19 protein-coding genes are annotated in these 19,903 nt (G+C 60.3%); 6 read left to right on the top strand and 13 right to left on the bottom strand.

What is annotated here, in order from left to right:
- Nucleotides 1-34 precede the first annotated feature (34 nt).
- The gene (locus N2601_RS18565) at nucleotides 35-943 is read right to left on the bottom strand and encodes a LysR substrate-binding domain-containing protein (RefSeq protein ID WP_104821620.1); all 909 of its coding nucleotides are present in this window, start codon (nucleotides 941-943) and stop codon (nucleotides 35-37) included.
- A gap of 101 nt (nucleotides 944-1,044) precedes the next feature.
- On the opposite strand from N2601_RS18565, the gene N2601_RS18560 reads away from it, so the two are divergent.
- From N2601_RS18560 to N2601_RS18545, 4 genes are all read left to right on the top strand, one after another.
- On the top strand, nucleotides 1,045-1,794 hold the full coding sequence (locus N2601_RS18560) for a sulfite exporter TauE/SafE family protein (RefSeq protein ID WP_104824944.1): 750 nt from the start codon (nucleotides 1,045-1,047) through the stop codon (nucleotides 1,792-1,794).
- Nucleotides 1,795-1,880: 86 nt separating this feature from the next.
- Nucleotides 1,881-2,687 carry an alpha/beta fold hydrolase gene (locus N2601_RS18555; protein ID WP_104821619.1) on the top strand — a complete coding sequence of 269 codons (807 nt, stop codon included), beginning with the start codon at nucleotides 1,881-1,883 and terminating at the stop codon, nucleotides 2,685-2,687.
- 187 nt (nucleotides 2,688-2,874) lie between these two features.
- Complete coding sequence (locus N2601_RS18550; RefSeq protein WP_104821618.1) at nucleotides 2,875-3,996, top strand: alkene reductase; 1,122 nt, start codon at nucleotides 2,875-2,877, stop codon at nucleotides 3,994-3,996.
- Nucleotides 3,993-4,721, top strand: coding sequence for an SDR family NAD(P)-dependent oxidoreductase (locus N2601_RS18545; RefSeq protein ID WP_104821617.1), 729 nt, complete (start codon nucleotides 3,993-3,995; stop codon nucleotides 4,719-4,721). The genes N2601_RS18550 and N2601_RS18545 overlap by 4 nt, the downstream gene beginning before the upstream one ends.
- A 36-nt stretch (nucleotides 4,722-4,757) precedes the next feature.
- On the opposite strand, the gene N2601_RS18540 is transcribed toward N2601_RS18545, so the two are convergent.
- Both N2601_RS18540 and N2601_RS18535 read right to left on the bottom strand, forming a co-directional pair.
- Nucleotides 4,758-5,786 carry an aldo/keto reductase gene (locus N2601_RS18540; protein ID WP_104821616.1) on the bottom strand — a complete coding sequence of 343 codons (1,029 nt, stop codon included), beginning with the start codon at nucleotides 5,784-5,786 and terminating at the stop codon, nucleotides 4,758-4,760.
- Nucleotides 5,787-5,883: 97 nt separating this feature from the next.
- Entirely contained in the window at nucleotides 5,884-8,046 is a 2,163-nt protein-coding gene (locus tag N2601_RS18535; RefSeq protein WP_104821615.1) for a mechanosensitive ion channel family protein, read from the bottom strand.
- A 164-nt stretch (nucleotides 8,047-8,210) separates the two neighbouring features.
- Here N2601_RS18535 and N2601_RS18530 point away from each other — a divergent pair, with 164 nt between their 5' ends.
- On the top strand, nucleotides 8,211-9,176 hold the full coding sequence (locus N2601_RS18530; RefSeq protein WP_245463960.1) for a hypothetical protein: 966 nt from the start codon (nucleotides 8,211-8,213) through the stop codon (nucleotides 9,174-9,176).
- An 11-nt stretch (nucleotides 9,177-9,187) separates the two neighbouring features.
- Here N2601_RS18530 and N2601_RS18525 read toward each other — a convergent pair whose 3' ends face one another.
- The 10 genes from N2601_RS18525 to N2601_RS18480 form a co-directional block, all read right to left on the bottom strand.
- Nucleotides 9,188-9,481, bottom strand: a complete 294-nt coding sequence (locus tag N2601_RS18525; RefSeq protein ID WP_104821614.1) for a type II toxin-antitoxin system RelE/ParE family toxin — start codon at nucleotides 9,479-9,481, stop codon at nucleotides 9,188-9,190.
- The gene (locus N2601_RS18520; protein ID WP_104821613.1) at nucleotides 9,469-9,753 is read right to left on the bottom strand and encodes a CopG family ribbon-helix-helix protein; all 285 of its coding nucleotides are present in this window, start codon (nucleotides 9,751-9,753) and stop codon (nucleotides 9,469-9,471) included. Before N2601_RS18520 ends, N2601_RS18525 begins: the two co-directional genes overlap by 13 nt.
- Before the next feature lie 87 nt (nucleotides 9,754-9,840).
- Nucleotides 9,841-11,145: a nicotinate phosphoribosyltransferase gene (gene pncB / locus N2601_RS18515; RefSeq protein WP_104821612.1), complete on the bottom strand. Its 1,305-nt coding sequence runs from the start codon at nucleotides 11,143-11,145 to the stop codon at nucleotides 9,841-9,843.
- 198 nt (nucleotides 11,146-11,343) lie between these two features.
- A complete protein-coding gene (locus N2601_RS18510; RefSeq protein ID WP_158704412.1) occupies nucleotides 11,344-11,613 on the bottom strand; it encodes a hypothetical protein in 270 nt (89 codons plus the stop codon).
- A gap of 77 nt (nucleotides 11,614-11,690) precedes the next feature.
- Nucleotides 11,691-12,650, bottom strand: a complete 960-nt coding sequence (locus N2601_RS18505) for a 2-hydroxyacid dehydrogenase (RefSeq protein ID WP_104821610.1) — start codon at nucleotides 12,648-12,650, stop codon at nucleotides 11,691-11,693.
- 12 nt (nucleotides 12,651-12,662) lie between these two features.
- Entirely contained in the window at nucleotides 12,663-14,300 is a 1,638-nt protein-coding gene (locus tag N2601_RS18500) for an ABC transporter ATP-binding protein (RefSeq protein ID WP_104821609.1), read from the bottom strand.
- Nucleotides 14,297-15,451: an ABC transporter permease gene (locus N2601_RS18495; protein ID WP_260303267.1), complete on the bottom strand. Its 1,155-nt coding sequence runs from the start codon at nucleotides 15,449-15,451 to the stop codon at nucleotides 14,297-14,299. Before N2601_RS18495 ends, N2601_RS18500 begins: the two co-directional genes overlap by 4 nt.
- A complete protein-coding gene (locus N2601_RS18490; RefSeq protein WP_104821607.1) occupies nucleotides 15,451-16,542 on the bottom strand; it encodes a microcin C ABC transporter permease YejB in 1,092 nt (363 codons plus the stop codon). The genes N2601_RS18495 and N2601_RS18490 overlap by 1 nt, the downstream gene beginning before the upstream one ends.
- Nucleotides 16,543-16,714: 172 nt before the next feature.
- Nucleotides 16,715-18,553, bottom strand: a complete 1,839-nt coding sequence (locus N2601_RS18485; RefSeq protein WP_104821606.1) for an extracellular solute-binding protein — start codon at nucleotides 18,551-18,553, stop codon at nucleotides 16,715-16,717.
- 108 nt (nucleotides 18,554-18,661) lie between these two features.
- A complete protein-coding gene (locus tag N2601_RS18480; protein WP_104821605.1) occupies nucleotides 18,662-19,297 on the bottom strand; it encodes a TetR/AcrR family transcriptional regulator in 636 nt (211 codons plus the stop codon).
- Between the two features lie 36 nt (nucleotides 19,298-19,333).
- Between N2601_RS18480 and N2601_RS18475 the strand changes: the two genes are divergently transcribed.
- Nucleotides 19,334-19,903 (top strand): hydrolase, encoded by a 570-nt coding sequence (locus N2601_RS18475; RefSeq protein ID WP_104821604.1) that lies wholly within the window; start codon nucleotides 19,334-19,336, stop codon nucleotides 19,901-19,903.

Here is a 19,903-nt window from a genome sequence, read left to right as displayed (position 1 = left end):
AGCCGCGGGACCTCACCTTCGGCCTCTTATTATTTCATTGCGATCCCGCCTTGCCTTTCGCCATCGTCCTCAGATGCTCGACCAAATCGCGCGCGAAGGGAGACAGGTCCTCAATAGCACGCATGCAGAGCAGGAGACGGCGTGTTGCCCAGTCGTCGGTCAGCCGGACAGAGCGAATGGGCATCGATCGACGGCATCTTTTCGCGGCGGTTTCCGGCACGATCCCGATGCCGACGCCTTGGGCCACCATTCGGCAGATGCCCTCGAATGTTCGCATCCGGACCCGAAACTTCAGCGGATGGCCCGCACGGGCCGCATGCTCGTCGATATGCTCCTGCAAGGGGCTGCCGATCGTCAATCCGACGAATTCCTGTCCGACGACTTCCACAAACGCAAGCGCCTTTGCTGAAGCCGAGGGATGATCGGCAGGCAGGACGAGAAGGAGGCGATCGATGGCGAAGGGCAGGAGCTGCAAATTGCCGGCATCGACGGCGTCCGAGATAATGCCGATCTCCGCTAGGCCGCCCGCCACCGCCTTCACGATCTCGGTGCTCAGCCGCTCATTCAGATCGATGTCGATATGCGGACGCGTTGCGAGATAGGGCGCAAGCGCCTCGGGAAGAAATTCCGTAATGGCGGCCGTGTTCGCCAGCAGCCGGATATTGCCCTTCAGCCCCTTGGCATAGACGCCCAACTCGCCCCGCATATGGTCGATCTGCCGAAGGATGATACGAGCGTGGTGTGCCAGAGCCTCGCCGGCGGCCGTCGGCGCGATCCCCCTGCGGCGGCGTTCGAGCAGCCGCACGCCGCTCACCTCTTCCATTCCGCGTAGCCGTTCGCTGGCCGAAGGAAGCGCAAGATTGGCGCGCGCCGCTCCATGGGTGATGCTGCCCGCCTCGACGACGAGCAGGAACAGGCGAAGGTCGGTGAGATCGAAACGCATGGGCCGGAAGGCTATCATGCCCCCAGCCTTCGGAACAGCCAAAGGCTGAGTTAGGATCATCCGCATTGCGGACGGCCAGCGGAATTGCCACAAATGGCGGCATGTTCGACCATTCTTCCTGGCTGATCCTTGCCACCGCTTCAACTTTCCTCCTCGCCGGCATCGTCAAGGGTGTCACCGGCATGGGCTTGCCGACGGTCGCCATGGGGCTGCTGGGCGCTATCATGCCGCCGGTGGCGGCGGCCGCCTTGCTGATCGTGCCGTCCTTCGTCTCCAATGTCTGGCAGTTGTTCGCCGGACCGAGTTTCGCAGCCCTCGCCGGAAGGCTATGGCCCATGCTGCTCGGCATTCTTGTCAGCACGGTCGCCGCCACCTCGATGCTGGCGAGCGACAATACGCAGTGGATCACGATGGCGCTGGGTGCCGCCCTGATCATCTATGCCGGCTACACCCTGTTTGCCCGGCAACTGTCCGTGCCGAAAAGGGCCGAACCCTGGCTGTCGGCGCTGATCGGTCTGATGACCGGCGCGGTCACTGGCGGTACCGGAGTCCTTGTCATTCCCGCCGTTCCCTATCTTCAGGCCCTCGCATTGGGCAAGGACGATCTGATCCAGGCGCTCGGGCTTTCCTTCACGGTTTCGACCATCGCCCTTGCAATCGGATTGGCGGCGCGCGGAGCCTTTCAGCTCGATAATCTGGCGATGTCCTCGCTCGCCGTAGCGCCGGCGCTGCTCGGAATGTGGCTGGGACAGGCAATCCGACGCAAGGTCAGTCCCGCAACGTTTCGCCGATGGTTCCTGATCGCTCTCATCGTGCTTGGTACCGAACTCGCCCTGCGTCCATTCTTCTAGCGCACCAACGGCCGGCGAAGCCTCTTCCAGGTTTCGGGTTCACGGCGTCATGCGATATAAGGACGGCATCAGGGAGGCGGATCAGCATGGGATTCCAGGACGACGATCTCGAAAAATTTGCCGCAGAGGGCGCGGCGACACTGCCGGCCACGGATGTCCATGGTCATGTCGAAAACGACGGCGCCCGCATCTGGTATGCGGCCTATGGGTCCGGCATGCCGGTGATCCTGCTGCATGGCGGCCTCGGAAACAGCGGCAATTGGGGATATCAGGTTCCGGCCTTGATCGATGCCGGCTATCGCGCCGTCGTCATCGATAGCCGTGGCCACGGGCGCAGCACCCGCGATTTGCGACCCTATAGCTATGAGCTGATGGCATCGGACGTGCTGGCCGTGATGGACAGGCTGCACATTGAAAAAGCAGCCGTCGTCGGATGGAGCGACGGGGCATGCACCGGCTTGATCCTCGCTAGGACCAATCCGGCGCGCATTGCAGGCGTTTTCTATTTCGCGTGCAACATGGACCCCAGCGGCACAAAGGAATTCGTGCCCACGCCGATCATCGACCGTTGCTTTTCCCGACATGTGAAGGACTATGCCGCGCTTTCGGCCACGCCGGATCAGTTCGACGCCTTCGTTCAGGCAGTCAGCCTGATGCAGCGGACGGAGCCGAACTATTCTGCCTCCGATCTCGCCGAGATCGACGTGCCTGTTGCCATCGTGCATAGCGAGCACGACGAATTCATCAAGCGCGACCACGCCGACCATCTCGCCCGCAGCATCTCGGGCGCGGGGCTTATCCTGCTTCCCGGCGTCAGCCATTTCGCGCCGCTGCAGCGGCCGGGGCAGTTCAACGATGCGATGCTGACTTTCCTTCGCAAGATTACTGGGTAGCCCAAGGCTCCGGCAGGAACCCGGCGGAATCATCATTCTCCGGATCTTGCTCGCGCGGGATTTGGTTGCGCACGTCCGATTGTTCGGATAAATGATGATCATCATATTTCGAATCTCCCCAGACCGAACCGCCGCTGACCGGCCCTTCCGCCCAGGGAGCAAAATCCGCTCCAGGCAGGAGAATTTCATGACAACTACTTTGTTTTCGCCGCTCGCCGTCGGTCCATACGAACTGGCGCATCGTGTCGTCATGGCGCCGTTGACGCGCATGCGGGCAGGCCAGCCGGGCAACGTGCCTTCAGCGATGAACGTCGAATATTATGCGCAGCGCGCGTCGAGGGGCGGGTTGATCATTTCCGAGGGTTCGCAGATTTCGCCCGCCGGACAGGGAATGCCGGCAACACCGGGCATCCATACGTCGGAGCAGATCGCCGGCTGGAAAGCGATCACCCAAGCGGTTCACGCCAAGCGCGGCCGGATCTTTCTGCAGCTCTGGCATGTTGGCCGCATTTCCCATTCCTCGCATCAGCCTGATGGCGACCTGCCATTCGCGCCGTCGGCGATCGCGGCTGCCGGAAATGCTTTCACGGCGTCATTCGAGCGCGTGCCCTTCGAGACGCCGCAGGCAATCGATACTGATCTGATGCCCCTGCTGATCGACGTCTACGGCCGGGCGGCTGCCAATGCGAAGGCGGCCGGTTTCGATGGTGTCGAAATCCACGGCGCCAACGGCTATCTGATCGAACAATTCCTGCAGGCCCGTTCGAACCAACGCACTGACCAATATGGCGGTTCGATCGAGAACCGGACACGCCTGCTGCTCGAAGTGATCGAGGAGGTGTCCAAGGTCTGGGGTTCGGATCGCGTCGGCGTCCGCCTCTCCCCCTTCGGCATTGCCAATGACAGCGGCGAGGACGATCCGTTGCGGCTCTACGGCCATGTCATCCGCGAGCTCGACCGGCTGCACCTTGCCTATCTGCACCTGATCGAACCGCGCGCCAGCGGCGCCGGCCAAGCCGAAGTCGACCACAAGAACGTACCGTCGGCAGCGGAGCTCTTCCGTCCTGCTTGGTCCGGAACCTTGATCGCCGCCGGCAATTTCAAGCCTGAAACCGCCGAGACTACCCTCGCCGCCGGCCATGCTGACGCCATCGCTTTCGGCCGACTGTTCATCGCCAATCCCGATCTGCCGGAGCGCATTCGCCGCGGCGCGAGCCTCAACCCCTATCATCGCCCGACCTTTTACGGCGGCGGCGCAGAGGGCTATACGGATTATCCGACATTGGACGCCAGGGAGGCTGCGGAATGAGTATGCCAAGCGCCATCATCGTTGGAGTGGGAGCGGAACAAGGTCTCGGCGCAGCCCTCTGCCGGCTGCTGGCCGACAAAGGCTACCATGTCATCATCGCCAGCCGGACGTTGGAAAAGATCACCAAGGTCGCTGACGCCATCAATGCCTCTGGCGGCAGTGCCGAAGCGATAGAAACCGATGCGACCAACGAAGCCGCGGTGAAGCGGCTGTTCGAGCATGCCTTTGCGCCGCAGGATGAGATCGATCCGCCGGACTTCATCGTCTTTAACGCCGGCATCAATCGTCATGTCGGCTTTCGCGGCGTCACCGCCGCCGAGTTCGAGGAGTTCTGGCGCATCTGCTGTTTCGGCGGCTTCCTCGTCGGGCGGGAGGCGGCCCGGCATCTCGTCCCCCTCGGACGCGGCACAGTGATCTTTACCGGCGCTTCGGCAAGCCTGCGCGGCAAGGCAGGATATGCGCAGTTCGCCGCCGCCAAGGCGGGCTTAAGGATGATCAGCCAGAGCATGGCGCGGGAGTTCGGGCCGCTTGGCCTGCATGTCGCCCACACCATCATCGATGGCGGCATCGACGGCGAAAGATTGCGGTCAAGGCGGCCGGACGTGGAGGCCGACGCGCTGCTCAACATCGATGCCATCGCCGAGACCTACTGGCATATCCACCGCCAGCATCCCTCCGCCTGGACGCAGGAGATCGACCTGCGCCCCTATAAGGAAACGTTCTGAGGCCGGCGCTTACCAGCGCCGACCCCATAAAAATCCTCAGCCGGCAGGAAAGGGATTGCGTTCACTAAAGCCGCGCTGATGCCAATAGGGATAGGTGGGCGTCTGGGCGCTGGCGGCGTCAAGGCGGGCGACCTGCTCCGTGGTCAGGTTCCAACCGACGGCACCGAGATTGTCGCGCAACTGGCCTTCGTCGCGGGCGCCAACGATAATGCTCGACACTGTCGGCCGCTGCAGCAGCCAGTTCAGGGCCACCTGCGGGATAGTCTTGCCGGTTTCCTTCGAAATCTCGTCAAGCGCATCGACCACAGTGTAGAGATACTCGTTGTCCACCTGTGGGCCATTGTCCGCCGTCTTGTGCAAGCGGCTGACCTCCGGCAATGGTTGGCCTCGACGAATCTTGCCGGTCAGGCGGCCCCAGCCGAGCGGGCTCCAGACGACGGTGCCGACCTTCTGATCGACAGCAAGCGGCATGAGTTCCCACTCGTAATCGCGGCCGACAAGCGAATAATAGGCCTGGTGCGCGACATAGCGCGGCAGGTTGTGGCGATCGGCCGCCGCCAATGACTTCATCAGGTGCCATCCGGAGAAATTCGAGCAGCCGACATAGCGAATCTTGCCGGCACGCACGAGATCGTCGAGCGCCGACAGCGTTTCCTCGACCGGTGTCATGGCATCGAAGCCATGCAACTGGAAGAGGTCGATATGATCGGTCTGCAGGCGCTTCAGTGAAGCTTCCACGGCCTTGATCAGGTGGAAGCGCGAAGAGCCGACATCATTCGGCCCATCGCCCGAGCGAAAGGTTGCCTTGGTGGAAATCAGCACCTTGTCGCGGCGACCCTTGATCGCCTCGCCCAGCACCTGCTCGGCAACGCCGCCGGAATAAACATCGGCGCTGTCGAAGAAATTGAGACCGGCATCGAGGCATATATCGATCAGACGGCTTGCCTCATTGACGTCGGTGGCGCCCCAGGCACCGAAAAACTCGCCTTTGCCGCCGAAGGTGCCGGTACCGAAGCTCAGGACCGGCACGCGAAAACCCGATCCGCCGAGATAGCGATAGTCCATAACATAACCTCCAAAAGGATGGATGCATCAAAGATGGCGCGCGAGAGCGAACCGTACGGAGGTCGGACCGCACTCGTGCTTGAGTGATGTGTGGCGGTTACCCGGTTTGTTCAACACCTTCGATGCCCGCCGTCCGCATCTCGATCACTTGGCGGGCGGCCGCTGCGGCGGCATCCTTCTCGCTTGCGACTTGGACCGTCGGAAAGGCAAAATGGATGTCGTTTTCATCGAAGGCCTGCTTGATCATCGCCAGGGCGTTACGACGGATGACGGAGACTTCGCCGGGCTTGGTGGTGATCGCCAGCCTAATCTCGATCGCGAAATCACCGAACTGCTCGACACCCTTCATCTTCAGCGTCTGGATGATGTTGGGTGCCAGTTCCGGATCATCGAGCAGTCGCTGGCCGATCTCCTTGATGATCCGCTTGGTCTTCGTCAAATCGGTGTCGTAGGTGACCTTGATGATGATCTTGTCGATCGCCCAATCGCGGTTCATGTTGTTGACCGCTCCGAGCGAGCCGAAGGGAACCGTCGCCAGCGGGCCGCGCTGATGACGAAGTTTCACCGAGCGAAGGCTGAAGGATTCCACCACGCCCTTGTGGTTGCCGCTTTCGATATATTCGCCGATGCGGAAGGCATCATCCCAGAGATAGAAGATGCCGCTGATGACATCCTTGACGATGGTCTGCGCGCCAAAACCGACGGCAACACCGACCACGCCGGCGCCGGCGATCAGCGGCCCGATCTCGATACCGAGACCCGACAGCACCATCATGATGGCGATGATGCCGATGGCCACGGCAAGGATATTGCGGAAGATCGGCAGCAGCGTGTGCAGCCGAGCGCGCCGGGCCCTCATCTCCTCGCTGTCGCTGACGAGCGGCGCAGACGCGGACAGCTTGGCATTGATGTAGGTCCTCGACAGATGCCAGAGCAAATCGGCGGCGAGCAGAATGACGATGCCACCGATGATGCCGCGTGCGATGCGGTCGATCATGGATTCAGGCGGCCTCATCATCATGGTTGCTTCAACACCGAGCATATGGCCGAGCCAGAGGGCAGCAAGCGCGATGATGACGGCGCGTACGCCGCGGTCGAGCAGCACTGTCGCAAGCGTGCCAGCACCGAGAACACCGCCAGCCGCATCATGCAGCGCTTCCACCGCCCGCGACGACACCGAAAGCGCGCGCGGCAGCAGAATGACATAGATGCCAAGCCAGAGCAGACCATTGAAGCCGCTCACCCACAGGCACCAAAGCGCGGCGAAATAGATGGTCAACAGCCACGAGATGACCTTCCTGCCATTCGTTCCAGCATGCGCGGGACGCGCCCAGACAGCTTCGACGGCAATCAGGAACAGGCCGATGCCAAGCGTATAGCCGACCAGAGCGCGGGCGCCATCGGAGAAGCCGAGCGGCTCCATGGCCTGGACCACCGCCCAGCCGCAGGCGAAATAGATGACGAAAAGGGTGCCTCGCCTGTACCAGTATTTCGCGACGCGCCGCCGCTCGGCGATCCGCGCAGCGCCACCATCCTCATCGAGAACATCGCTCGCCCTTCGCATCGCTATCAGCTCCATCAGCAGTCTGCCGAGCGAGACCGCCAGCCTTATGGAGACGATCGCGATGACGCAGGCGATTGCAAAACTTTCGATGATCGGCGGCCAATCGAAGATGAGAAGCGGAACCAGCATCGCCACGCCATGAACGATGGCCGGCACCACGCCGCCCATGAACTGGAAGCGCGCGGCCTGCAATTCGGTCTCAACCCCGGCCGCCCGCTCGGTACGCTGCATATGCTTGGCATTGATCAGGCGGGCAACCACCAGTTCGGCCACGAGACCAAAGAAAAACAGCACCACCGCCTGAATGCCGATGCGCACCCGGCCCGCCGCCTCACCTTCGTTTTCAAGCCGCTTGGTGGCCGTCATCACCTCGGAAGGCAATGTCATCGCGGCTTGAGACACTATCTCCAGGTGCCGTCGGGTATGGCCGAGCGTATCGGACAATTCCGACATCTGGCCGCCGCCCGAGCTAGGATTGTCCGTCGACGCAGGCTTGGCATTCACCTGCGACGCAAGCCACTGTTTGACGTCGGGCTCGTTCATCAACTGAATGAGTTCGCGGACCTTCTCCGGTGGCGGAGCGGCGGCCGATGGTGCGGCCGCAGTTTGCGCATGGACCGCAGCCGGTACGGCAAATGCAATAAGACATAGAAGCAGAGCTCCAATCGACCGCCTGCCACCCCCGACAATACTCATATGCGCCGCCCTTCTCGCAATCGGCCCGACCAGCCTGTTTTTGCAGACTATACGCCTTTTTAGTGCGGACAAGCAGGCACTTACGCAAGTCACGCAATCAATTAGGTATCGGCATTGCACACGAGCTGGTGGCACGTTAGGTTTTGCGGGAATACCGCTTGGGGATGTATCGCGTGTTCAACTTCCTGAAAAAGCTCTTCGGCAGAGGAAAACGGCCGAACACGCAGATCGAGCCACCGGCCCCGCCCGCGCCACAGCCTGCCAACAGGCCGGCGATCAAGAGCCTCGATCTCAACATCCCTGACGAAGCGCTGGAAAACGAGGCGCGCTTTGCCGCCTACCTGCAAGAGCGCCTGCCCTTTTTCGGGGAGGTTATCAAAGTCGACTATGATCCGGGTGCTGGCAGCCTGACGCTGCATAGCCGCAACGGCGACACGATGACGAAATTCCTGAGCAACGCGCTGCTGGCGCTGCGCGAAAAGAAAGGACAGGCGCGCGCCCGGGCTCTGCTCAACTATCTCAACATGACCGAAGCGTTGGAAGGCGGCGACGAGCTCGGCAAGGTGCTGCCGGTGCTGAAATCGCGCAGCTTCGTCGACGTGGCGCGGCAGCAGATGATACAGGCAGTCAAGGACGAACCCGAGCCGCCGCAATTCGTCTATCTCGATGAGGCCGAGAATCTGGTCAGGCTTTTCGTCGTCAATGGCGAGACCGCGGTCAGCTATGTCATGACCACCGCATTGGACGGCTGGGGCATTGACGTCGGCGAACTGGCGGATACGGCGCAGGATAACCTCTATAAGTTCCTGGCGAAGACCGGCGTGCAGATCGCCAAACGCAGCCAGTTCCAATATGTCGAGATCGACGGCCAGTTCGAATCCAGCGTCGCCTTCCTGCCGAAATTCTGGGCGCAGGTGCAGGACCAGTCCGGTGGCGCTGCGCCGATCGCCGCCTTCCTGTCACGCGACAAGGTATTCTTCACCCACGAAAACGACGCCCAGGGACTGCACCTGCTCGAATTGATCAGCACCGACCTCAGCGACGTGCCCTATGTGATCTCACCCGATCAATATCGCTGGGAAAACGGCAAATGGTCGCTGTTCAAACGGGTGGCGCGGAGCGTGCAGTAAGTGACGCGTTGTTACTTGTAGCCATCTTCGCGGCCATGGCGGATGGCTGCTATAAGAACGTCCTCACCAATATATTGGTAGAGAACAATATAGCCATCCCGCCCAAACGTAACGATGAGCTCGCGTAATCCTTGTTCTGAGCCTTCCACGGGCCGCCCCATATCGGGCTGGCTCGACAATATCTGAATTGTTTGAATAATCCTTGCTGATGCCTTCCTCGCCGCGGCAGCATTTTTAGACCGCAGAAATGCCCTCATCCGCTCGAGGTCACGAAGAGCGCGCTGCGTCAGCCTTACCGATGGCATTCAGGTGGGGCCTTCTCATCGTCGTCGCCCCAAGTCTCTAACCAAGCAATGACTTCATCGCCCGTCACATGCAGGCCCGTCGCCTGATAGTCGTCCAATGAACGACGCACATCCTGCAACAGAGAGTCGCGCTTTTCCTCACGTTCCACATACTGCCTGACGGCTTCGTTCAGCAGCCGATTCGGGTGACGGTGGCGACTGGCAGCCAGCTTCTCCAGGCGCTCGTTCACGTCAGGATCAATTTCTACACTGGCCTTCAAAGCGGGTGACATCGAATTCTCCGGAGGTAACCGATACCGACGATATAGTATCAGCCCCTTGCGTAAAGAACCATCGGCTGGTTCCTGCCAAAGGAATGCCTACACCAGCACCTCTTGATCGACGCGATCCTCGGCTCCAAAGAACTTCAGATAACGTTCGACCTCTGCAGGCTCGCCCGTTGCCTTCTGCGGATTGTCCGAGAGCTTTACGGCCGGGCGGCCATTGGCTTGGATCACCTTGCAGACGATCGAGATGGGGTTGAGACCCTCGATTTCGGTGGGGGCGCAGCCGGCGAAATCATTGGTGAGGTTGGTGCCCCAGCCAAAGCCCATGCGCACGCGGCCCTCGAAATGCTTGTAGGTGGCGATGATCGCATCGACATCCAGGCCGTCGGAGAAGATCAGAAGTTTCTGGCGCGGGTCGCGGCCCATCTTCTTCCACCAGTCGATGATCTTTTCGCCGCCCTCGATCGGAGGGGCGCTATCCGGACGAAAACCGGTCCAGTCGGCCACCCATTCCGGTGCGTTGCGCAGGAACGAAGCCGTGCCAAAGGCATCGGGCAGAACCACCAGCAGGTTGCCGCCGTAGAGGCGGTTCCAGTCGCGCAGCACCTTGTAAGGCGCCTTGCCAAGCTCATCGTCAGTCTTGGCGAGCGCCGCCGCGACCATCGGCAGCTCGTGCGCGTTGGTACCGACGGCCTCGAGATCGGAATCCATGGCGAGAAGGACGTTGCTGGTGCCGGTGAAAGCATGGCTGACACCTTCCTTCAGCGCTTCCACGCACCAACGCTGCCAGAGGAAACTATGGCGCCGGCGGGTGCCGAAATCGGAAATACGCAGGTTCGGCAGCTCTCTCAGCCGCTCGACCTTTTCCCACATCTTCGCCTTGGCCCGCGCATAGAGGACATCGAGCGTGAAGGGGCCAAGCGCCTTCAGCGCCGCGCGCGATCGGAGTTCGTTGATGATGGCGAGGGCCGGAATCTCCCACATCGTTGTTTCCTTCCACGACCCGTGGAAGTCGAGAATATACTGGCCGTCACGCTTGGATAGCTCGTACTCCGGAAGCTGAAAGTTCGACAGCCAGGCCAGGAATTCCGGCTCGAAGATCTGGGCGCGGCCGTAGAAGCTGTTACCCGCCAGCCAGATCATCTCCTTTTTGGCAAGCCTGAGCGTACGCGCGTGATCGAGCTGCTCGCGCAATTCCTTCTCGTCGATCACTTCGGCGAGCCGGACGCTCTTGGTGCGGTTGATCAGGGAGAAGGTGGCGTCGACATCTGGATAAAGCTTCCAGATCATCTGCAGCATCAGAAGCTTATAGAAATCCGTATCGATCAGGCTGCGGATGATCGGATCGAGCTTCCAGGTATGGTTATAGACACGGGTGGCGATATCCGTCTTCGTCATCTCGTTCCTGCCCGTCTCCCTGCGCCCCGGACGTCATGCTTTCCGCCTTCCAGCTCACTGGCGGCGGGTATAATGCTCTTCTTATCAAAAAATGTTGAGCGAAAGTCCAGTCACTGAAAGAAAATTGATACTAAATTAAAACACGCTGCTCCGGATAGTGGCGGCGCGGCCTTCGATCGAGGCTGATGACCAAATTCGTTACGGCTGGGAATTGCCTTGAACCGGCGGCTTTGGTGCCGTGGTCTGATCCTGGGTCGTTGTCTCTGGCGCGGTCTGCGTGGGTCTGCTGTCCCATAATTCCACCAGCGCCCACACGACCGCCGTCAGGGCAAGCGCGACAAGGAGCACCGCCAACACCCGGCCGCCCATATGGCCTTGTTTGGCCTCGGTCGCCGGCAACTCCTTTTCCTCATGCAGACGGCGATCAGAATCCTCCCAATGCGTATGGGTTTCCAGCTTCCGTGGCATGACAGCCTCCTTCCAAATTCGCCTTGCGGCGATGTTCTTTGGAAAACGGAGGCGGCTCTGGAAGGTTCCGAAGGCGCTCAATAGCCCCGGCGGCGATCCACCAGATATTGCAGCGGTTCGCCGCGTTCAAAGCGGGCGATTTGCTCTTCGACATGACGCATCAGCGAGTATTCCTCGGAAACCGCCGCATCATGCGGGGTGATGACGACATTCTCCATACCCCAGAGCGGGTCATCCATCGGCAGCGGCTCGACATCGAAGACATCGAGCGACGCGCCGCCGAGCACGCCGGTTTCGATCGCCGAGGCGATATCGGCCTGAACCTGGCTCTTGCCGCGTCCGGCATTGATGAACACCGGTTTGCCCAGAGCGCCGTTACGACGGAGCTTGGAAAAGAGCGAGCTATTGTAGAGCCCCGTCGTCTCCGGCGTCAGCGGCAGCAGGCCAACGAGAATATCGGTCCTCGCGAGAAAAGCATCGAGTTCGCCGGCATCGAACGTTTCCATGCCGTCGATCTGCTTTTTCTGCCGCGACCAGCCGATGACGTCGAAGCCCATGACCTTGAGTTTGGCGGCGGCATCGAGGCCGAGAACGCCGAGACCCATGACACCGACCGTGACTTCGCGCGCCTCAGGCGCCGAAAGATGGCCCCAGACGCGCTTGCGCTGGTGCCTGAAGTGACCGAAGACGTCGCGCAAATGCATGAGGCATTGCAGCACGACCCATTCCGTCATGCGCACCGTCAAGCTGCGGTCGACGAAACGGACGATGGGAATGTCGGGAAGGTCGGCGATATTCATCATGGAATCGACGCCGGCACCGCCGGAAAAGATCACCTTGAGGTTGGGTGCGCGCTGAAAAAGATCGGCATCCGGCTTCCATAGAAGGGCATAGTCGACCCGGCTCAGATCCGCGCCCTTGTTGGCGGGATCGGCGAGATTGATGCTGCCGCGATCCGCAAACGCGGTTTTAAGGGCTGCTACGATGGCCTCAGGCGTGAATTTCAGATCGACGAGAACAGGGCTTTTGACCGGCATGGCGATTGTCTTTTATTGCTGGACGGCGGCGGTGGGGACCGCCTCGATGTTGAAGGCTGCGGCGAGAAGCGCCTTAGTGTAATCCTCTTTGGGCGCACGGAAAATCTCCGCTGACGAACCCTGCTCGACGACCTTGCCGAAGCGCATGACGATCAGCTCGTTGGCAAGCGCCTTCACCACTTTCAGATCATGGCTGATGAAGAGGTAGGCAAGGTCATGGCGCCGCTGCAGGTCGCGCAGCAGATCGACCACCTGGGCCTGCACGCTCATGTCGAGCGCCGAGGTCGGCTCGTCGAGCATGACGAAACGCGGCTTCAGCACCATGGCGCGGGCAATGGCGATGCGCTGACGCTGGCCGCCGGAGAATTCATGCGGGAAGCGCCAGCGGGTCGAGGGATCGAGGCCGACCTCTTCCAGCGCCCAGCAGACGCGCTGATCGCGCTCTTCCGCCGACAAGGATTGCTCGTGCACCTTAAGCCCTTCGGCAATGATTTCGCCGACCGACATGCGCGGGCTCAGCGATCCATAGGGATCCTGGAAGACGACCTGAAGCTGGTTGCGCAGCGGCCGCATCTCCTTGAAGGAATAATCCGCAATGTCCTTGCCGACAAAACTGATGCGGCCTCTGGAGGAAATCAGCCGGGCCAGCGCCAGGCCAAGCGTCGTCTTGCCGGAGCCGGATTCACCGACGACGCCCAGCGTCTGCCCAGCCCTGAGCCTGAGATCGATGCCGTCGACCGCCTTCACATGGTCGACTACCTTGCGCATCAGCCCAGCCTTGATCGGGAACCAGACCTTGATGTCGGTGCCTTCCATGACCAGGGGCTTGCTGATGTCTCCCACCGGCGGCTCGCCGCGCGGCTCGGCGGCAAGCAGATGCCGGGTATACTCATGCTGCGGATTGGTGAAGACCTCCTCGACCGTGCCGGTCTCGACGATATGGCCCTTAGTCATGACGCAGACGCGATCGGCAAATTTGCGGACGATGCCGAGATCGTGGGTGATGAACAGCATCGACATGCCATGCGCACCCTTGAGGTCGCGCAGCAGTTGGAGGATCTGCGCCTGCACCGTCACATCGAGCGCCGTCGTCGGTTCGTCGGCAATCAGAAGCTCCGGCCGGTTGGCGAGCGCCATGGCGATCATCACGCGCTGACGCTGGCCGCCCGAGAGCTCGTGTGGATAGGCCTTGAGGCGCTTTTCCGGCTCGCGGATGCCGACCTGGTTCAGGAGATCCAGGATGCGGCTACGGGCCGCCGGGCCGACCACGCCCTGGTGCAGCGCCAGGATTTCGCCGATCTGCTTTTCGATCGTATGGAGCGGATTGAGCGAGGTCATCGGCTCCTGGAAGATCATGGTGATGTCGTTGCCGCGCACGGCACGCAACTCATTATCGGACGCCTTCAGCAGATCCTTGCCCTTGAACAGGATTTCGCCCGAGGGATGGCTCGCGGACGGATAGGGCAGCAGTTTCAGGATCGAATTGGCCGACACCGATTTGCCAGACCCGGATTCGCCGACCAATGCCAGTACCTCGCCCTTGGCGATATCGAAGGAGACGCCGTCGACCGCGGTCGAAGTTTGGCCGCCCTGATGAAAGGCGACGGATAAATTGCGGACGGAAAGCAATGGGGTGTGGTCTCCGCTCATCGGAACGTCTTCCTCGGATCGAATGCGTCGCGGACGGCCTCACCGATGAAGATCAGAAGCGACAGCATGATCGACATGGTGAAGAAGGCGGAGAGGCCCAGCCAGGGGGCCTGCAGGTTGGATTTGCCCTGCGCGATCATTTCGCCAAGCGAAGGCGAGCCGGGGGGCATGCCGAACCCTAAGAAATCCAGCGAGGTCAGCGTCGTGATCGAGCCGGAGAGAATGAAGGGCACGAAGGTCAGGGTTGCGACCATGGCGTTCGGCAGCAGGTGTCGGTACATGATCGTGATGTTATTGACACCGAGCGCGCGGGCGGCGCGCACATATTCGAAATTGCGCGCTCGCAGGAATTCGGCACGCACGACGCCGACCAAACCCACCCAGGAAAACAGAAGCAGAATGCCGAGCAGGATGAAGAAGCCGGGCGGCAGGACCGAGGCGATGATCAGCAGAATGTAGAGCACCGGCATCGACGACCATATCTCGATGAAACGCTGCAGGAGAAGGTCCGTCCAACCGCCGAAATAACCTTGGATAGCGCCGGCGGCAACGCCGACGACTGCCGAGCAGATGGTCAGCGCCAGGCCGAACAACACCGAGATGCGGAAGCCGTAGATCATGCGCGCCAACACATCGCGCGCCTGATCGTCCGTGCCGAGCCAATTGAGATTGCTCAAGGTGCAATTCGGATCGGCGACACCCTTTTCATGACCGGAGCAACGCTGTTCCTTGCTCATCAGCCAGAAGGGGGCGGTCGGGGCCGAGGTTCCCTTTGGAAGGTTCGAATTGGCGGTCTGGTAGGAATAGTGGATCGGCGGCCAGATCATCCAGCCGTTGGCGTTGATTTCGTCCCGAATATCCTGTGCGCGATAATCGGTCTGCGCGAGGAAGCCGCCGAACTTTTCCTCGGGGTAATCGACGAAGACTGGCGTCAGGATCTCGCCCTTGTACGAAATGAGGATCGGCCGGTCGTTGGCGATGAATTCCGCCCCGAGACTGAGGAAGAACAGGATCAGGAACAGCCAGAGGGACCAGTAGCCGCGACGGTTCGCCTTGAAATTCTGCCACCGGCGAACGTTCGTCGGGGAAAAGAGGCCTTTGCGCGGCGGCTTTACCGCTGCCGGGGTCGTCGAATTGGTCGCCACGTCCATCAGACGTCCCTCCGCTCGAAATCGATGCGCGGGTCGATCCAGGTATAGATCAGGTCCGAGATCAGGCCGACGAACAAGCCAAGCAGCGAGAAGATATAGAGCGTTGCGAACACGATCGGATAGTCACGCTGGACGACGGAGAGATAGCTGAGGCGGCCGAGGCCGTCGAGCGAGAAGATATTCTCGATCAGCAGCGAACCGGTGAAGAAGGCCGAGATGAAGGCCCCGGGAAAACCGGCGATGACGATGAGCATGGCATTGCGGAAGACATGGCCGTAGAGCACCCGCCGCTCGCTCAGCCCCTTGGCGCGAGCCGTGATGACATATTGCTTCTTGATCTCTTCGATGAAGGAATTCTTGGTGAGCAGCGTCGTGGTGGCGAAGGCGGCGAGCGACAGCGAGATCAGCGGCAGGACGAGGTGCCAGAGATAATCGATGATCTTCTGCCACCATGTAAGATCGGCAAAATTGTCGGAGACGAGGCCGCGCAGCGGAAACCAATCGAAGAAGGAACCGCCGGCGAAAAGCACGATCAGCATGATGCCGAAGAGGAAGCTCGGAACGGCATAGCCGATGATAATGACGCCTGATGTCCAGACATCGAAGGTCGATCCATCCTGTATCGCCTTGCGGATGCCGAGCGGGATGGAGATGGCGTAGGAGAAGATCAGGATCCAGATGCCGAGCGAGATCGACACCGGCAGTTTCTGCCCGATGAGGTCGATCACCGTCGTATTGCGGAAGAAGCTTTCGCCGAAATCGAAGCGAATATAATTCCACATCATCTGCCCGAAGCGCGTAAGCGGCGGCTTGTCGAAGCCGAATTGCTTGTCGAGCTTGGCGATCAGCTCCGGATCGAGCCCCTGGGCGCCGCGATATTTCGAACTGCTGTCATCGACGTTCTGCTGGCCGAGCACATCGGTGCCGCCGGAAAGACGGCCATTGGCATTGTCCGCCTGGCCAGTCAACTGCGCGATGACCTGCTCGACGGGACCGCCGGGCGCGAACTGCACGATGGTAAAGGAGATCGCCATGATGCCGATGATGGTCGGGATCATCAGCAGCAGACGTCTGAGGATATAGGCGCCCATCAGTCCGTCACTCCCCCATCGAGGAATATGCCTGCTCTCGCCTCAATCCATCCGTCGTTCAAGTCGCTTATTCCCTTCCGCCGAATTGAGCCGGCGCAGTCATTTCAGGCTGAAACTGCCGAATCGGCATGAGGCATTTGGAGCCCAGCATGCCCGTCATTGCAAGAGCCGCTCATTTGCCGGCGTTTTTCGACCACCATGTCTCGGGAAAGCCCATCGAATATTCCGGCAGGTTGGCGGGATGTTCGAACTTGTCCCAATAGGCGATGTGAAAGCTCGTGGCATAGAACAACGGAACGACATAGTGGTGGGCGAGCAGCGCGCGGTCGAGCGCCCTCGCCGATGCCTCCTTCTCGGCGACATTCTTGGCATAGATGACCTTGGTGATTAGCGCATCGATGCCGGGATCGGCTATGCCGGCATAATTTCGAGAACCCTGGCGATTAGCGGAGGCCGAACCCCAGAAATCGATCTGCTCATTTCCGGGATTGAGGGTCTGGGCCCAGACATTCCAGATCATGTCATAATCGAAGCTACGCACCCGATTGATATATTGTGAGGAATCGACCGTGCGCACGCGCGCGTCAATGCCAATCTTCTTGAGGTTCTGCGCATAGGGCAGCACCCATTTTTCAACAAAAGGGCTGCCGAGAAGAATCTCGATGGAAAAGGGCTGCCCGGTCTTGGCATTGACCATCTGGTTGCCCTTGATGACATAGCCGGCATCCTTGAGAAGCGCGATCGCTTTGCGAAGATTGTCGCGCGATTTCTGCGGATCGCCCCCCACGGGATTGCTGTAGGGGGTCGTAAAGACCTCAGGCGGCACCTTGTCCTTGATCTCGTTCAGAATATTCAGCTCTTCGCCTTGGGGCAAACCGGAGGACGCAAGCTTAGTGCCGAAGAAATAGCTGTCGTCACGGCGATACACACCATAGGCGACGGTGCGATTGATCTCTTCGAAATCAAAGGCGTAGTTGAGCGCTTCGCGTACGCGCTGGTCCTTGAACTGATCACGGCGCATGTTCGGCACCAGCGCCTGCATCACGCCCGTTGCGCGCAACGGATTGGGCAAGTCTTCGCGCTTGATGCGTCCATCCTTGGCGGCAGGGAAATCATAGCCTGTGACCCAGCGGCTGGCGCTGTTGTCCTGCCAGAAATCGACATTGCCGCCGCGAAAGCCTTCGAATTCTACATCGTCATCGCCGTAATAAGCGTATGAGATCGCTCCGAAATTGTTCTCGCCGACGTTCACGGGCATGTTCTTGCCCCAATAGTCGTCGCGAAGCTCGTAGCGGATGGTAGACCCGGGCGATACCGAAACGATCTTGTAGGGCCCGGAGCCCATAACCGGCTCCAGAGTCGTACGCGTGATGTCGCGCGGCTTGTCGTCAGGACCCGTGCCTTCCCACCAATGTTTCGGAACGACCAAAAGCTGACCGAGAATGGACGGTAGTTCGCGGTTGTTCTTTTCGTCGAAATAGAAGGTGATGTCGCGATCACCGGATTTTTCGGCTCGCGTTACATGCGAATAATAGCTTGTCAGGAAAGGATTGAGTTCTTTCGACTTTTCGAAGCTGAATATGACGTCCTCGGGGGTGACCGGCGTTCCATCGGCCCATTTCGCCTCTGTCCGCAAACGGAACGTGGCGCTTGAGACATCGTCCGGATAGGACACGCCCTCGGCAAGCTGGCCGTAGGAAGAGAAAATTTCGTCGTCGGCCGACTTCAGCAGGGTATCAAATACAAGGCTGAGCCCCGACGCCGGATTGCCTTTTAGCAGCACCGGATTGAGTGTGTCGAAGGTGCCGTTGGAGGAAAGCTTCAACTCGCCGCCCTTCGGCGCGTCCGGATTGACGTAGTCGAAATGCTGGAAGCCGGGCTGGTATTTCAGATCGCCGAGGATGGCCGTGCCGATGCGGAATTGCGGCTCGTCGGCGTTGGATGGCGCCGGCAAGGCCAGCAGGCAGAAAAGAGAAGCAACCAAGCCTGCTTTCAACCGCGACAACGCCATTCATGATCCCCTGTGATTTGACTGGAATCAAGCATAGGCCAAATACGGGCAAAAAACAGGACGGATTGCTCATCTCTTCGCAAACCGGCCCATTGCCACTTCATGAAATCAGGCTTTTGCGGCAGCCTCTTCAAGGCGTTTGCGCAGCATTAGGCGCAATTCGCGGACAAGGCGCCGGTCGCCGGCCGCTTCCGGCTCGTTGGCGGCAACGACGGCGATGCGCAGCAGTTCGAGAACGATCGCCGACATCAGGGCGACATCGTCCGTGACTGGCGGCTCAGCTCGCCGCAGAATGGCGGAAATCAGCTCCTTCAGCTCGGCCCGCGAACGCATCTTGCGGTCCTTCGGCACATCCCGGCGGGTGGCAAGCACCGGAAATTCCGGAAACTCCTCGATGAAAGCGCCGAGCCTGTCGAAGATTGCCTCGCCGCTGTCGGCCGCCGAGAGGCCGCCGCTCTTTTCCGCGATGTCCTGAAGCACCGCTTTCAGCCGCTCCAGCCGCTCGATATGCAGCGCTTCGGCAAGCAGCGGCTTTGTCGGAAAAAATTGATAGAGCGAGCCGATCGACGAGCGCGCTTCGGCGGCGATCTCCGTCATCGTGGCCGCGTCATAGCCCTTCTGAACGAAGATTTTTGCAGCCGCTTCCAAGAGCACGGCAACGCGATCATGCCCGCGGCGGCGCTTCGGAACACGCGTCTGCGGCTCCGCGCTTGATTTTTGCGAGGATTCGCTCATGTTTGTCATTGTGAGGATACCCTCATATTTCCCCGGAGCCCCCTGATGCCTCTTTACGATCCCCAAACCACCGCACTTGTCTCCATCGATCTGCAGGGCCTGGTTCTCAGCCGCCCGCTCGCACCCCACTCTGCGCAGCAGATCGTCGAGAATACAGCCGCCATCGCCAGGAAATTGAAAGCCGACGGCGGAACCACAGTCTTTGTGACGGTTGGATTTTCCGCAGACTATGCCGACGCTGTCAACCAGCCCGTGGACGAAAGCTTCAGCTTTCCAGAGGGAGGTTTGCCGCCGGCAGCTCTGGCGGCACCCGCCGAAATCGCTGCGCTGATACCCGATATCGCCATCGTCAAGCGCCAATGGAGCGCCTTTTACGGCACCGAACTCGATCTGCAACTGCGCCGCCGCGGCATCAAAACACTCATCCTTACCGGTGTCGCCACCAATTTCGGCGTCGAATCGACCGTTCGCGACGCCTATGCGGCCAATTATGCCGTCATCGTCGCCGAGGATGCGGTAACGACCTTGTCGCAGGAAATGCAGGATTTCGCCTGCACAAAGGTGTTGCCGCGGCTGTCGCGTATCCGCAAGACGTCGGAAATTCTGGCTGGTTGA

It is taken from the genome of Rhizobium sp. CB3060, from assembly GCF_025200735.1.
GTDB lineage: Bacteria > Pseudomonadota > Alphaproteobacteria > Rhizobiales > Rhizobiaceae > Rhizobium.
Note: the sequence above shows the minus strand (reverse complement) of the source record. Positions and strands in the feature narration are given on the sequence as shown.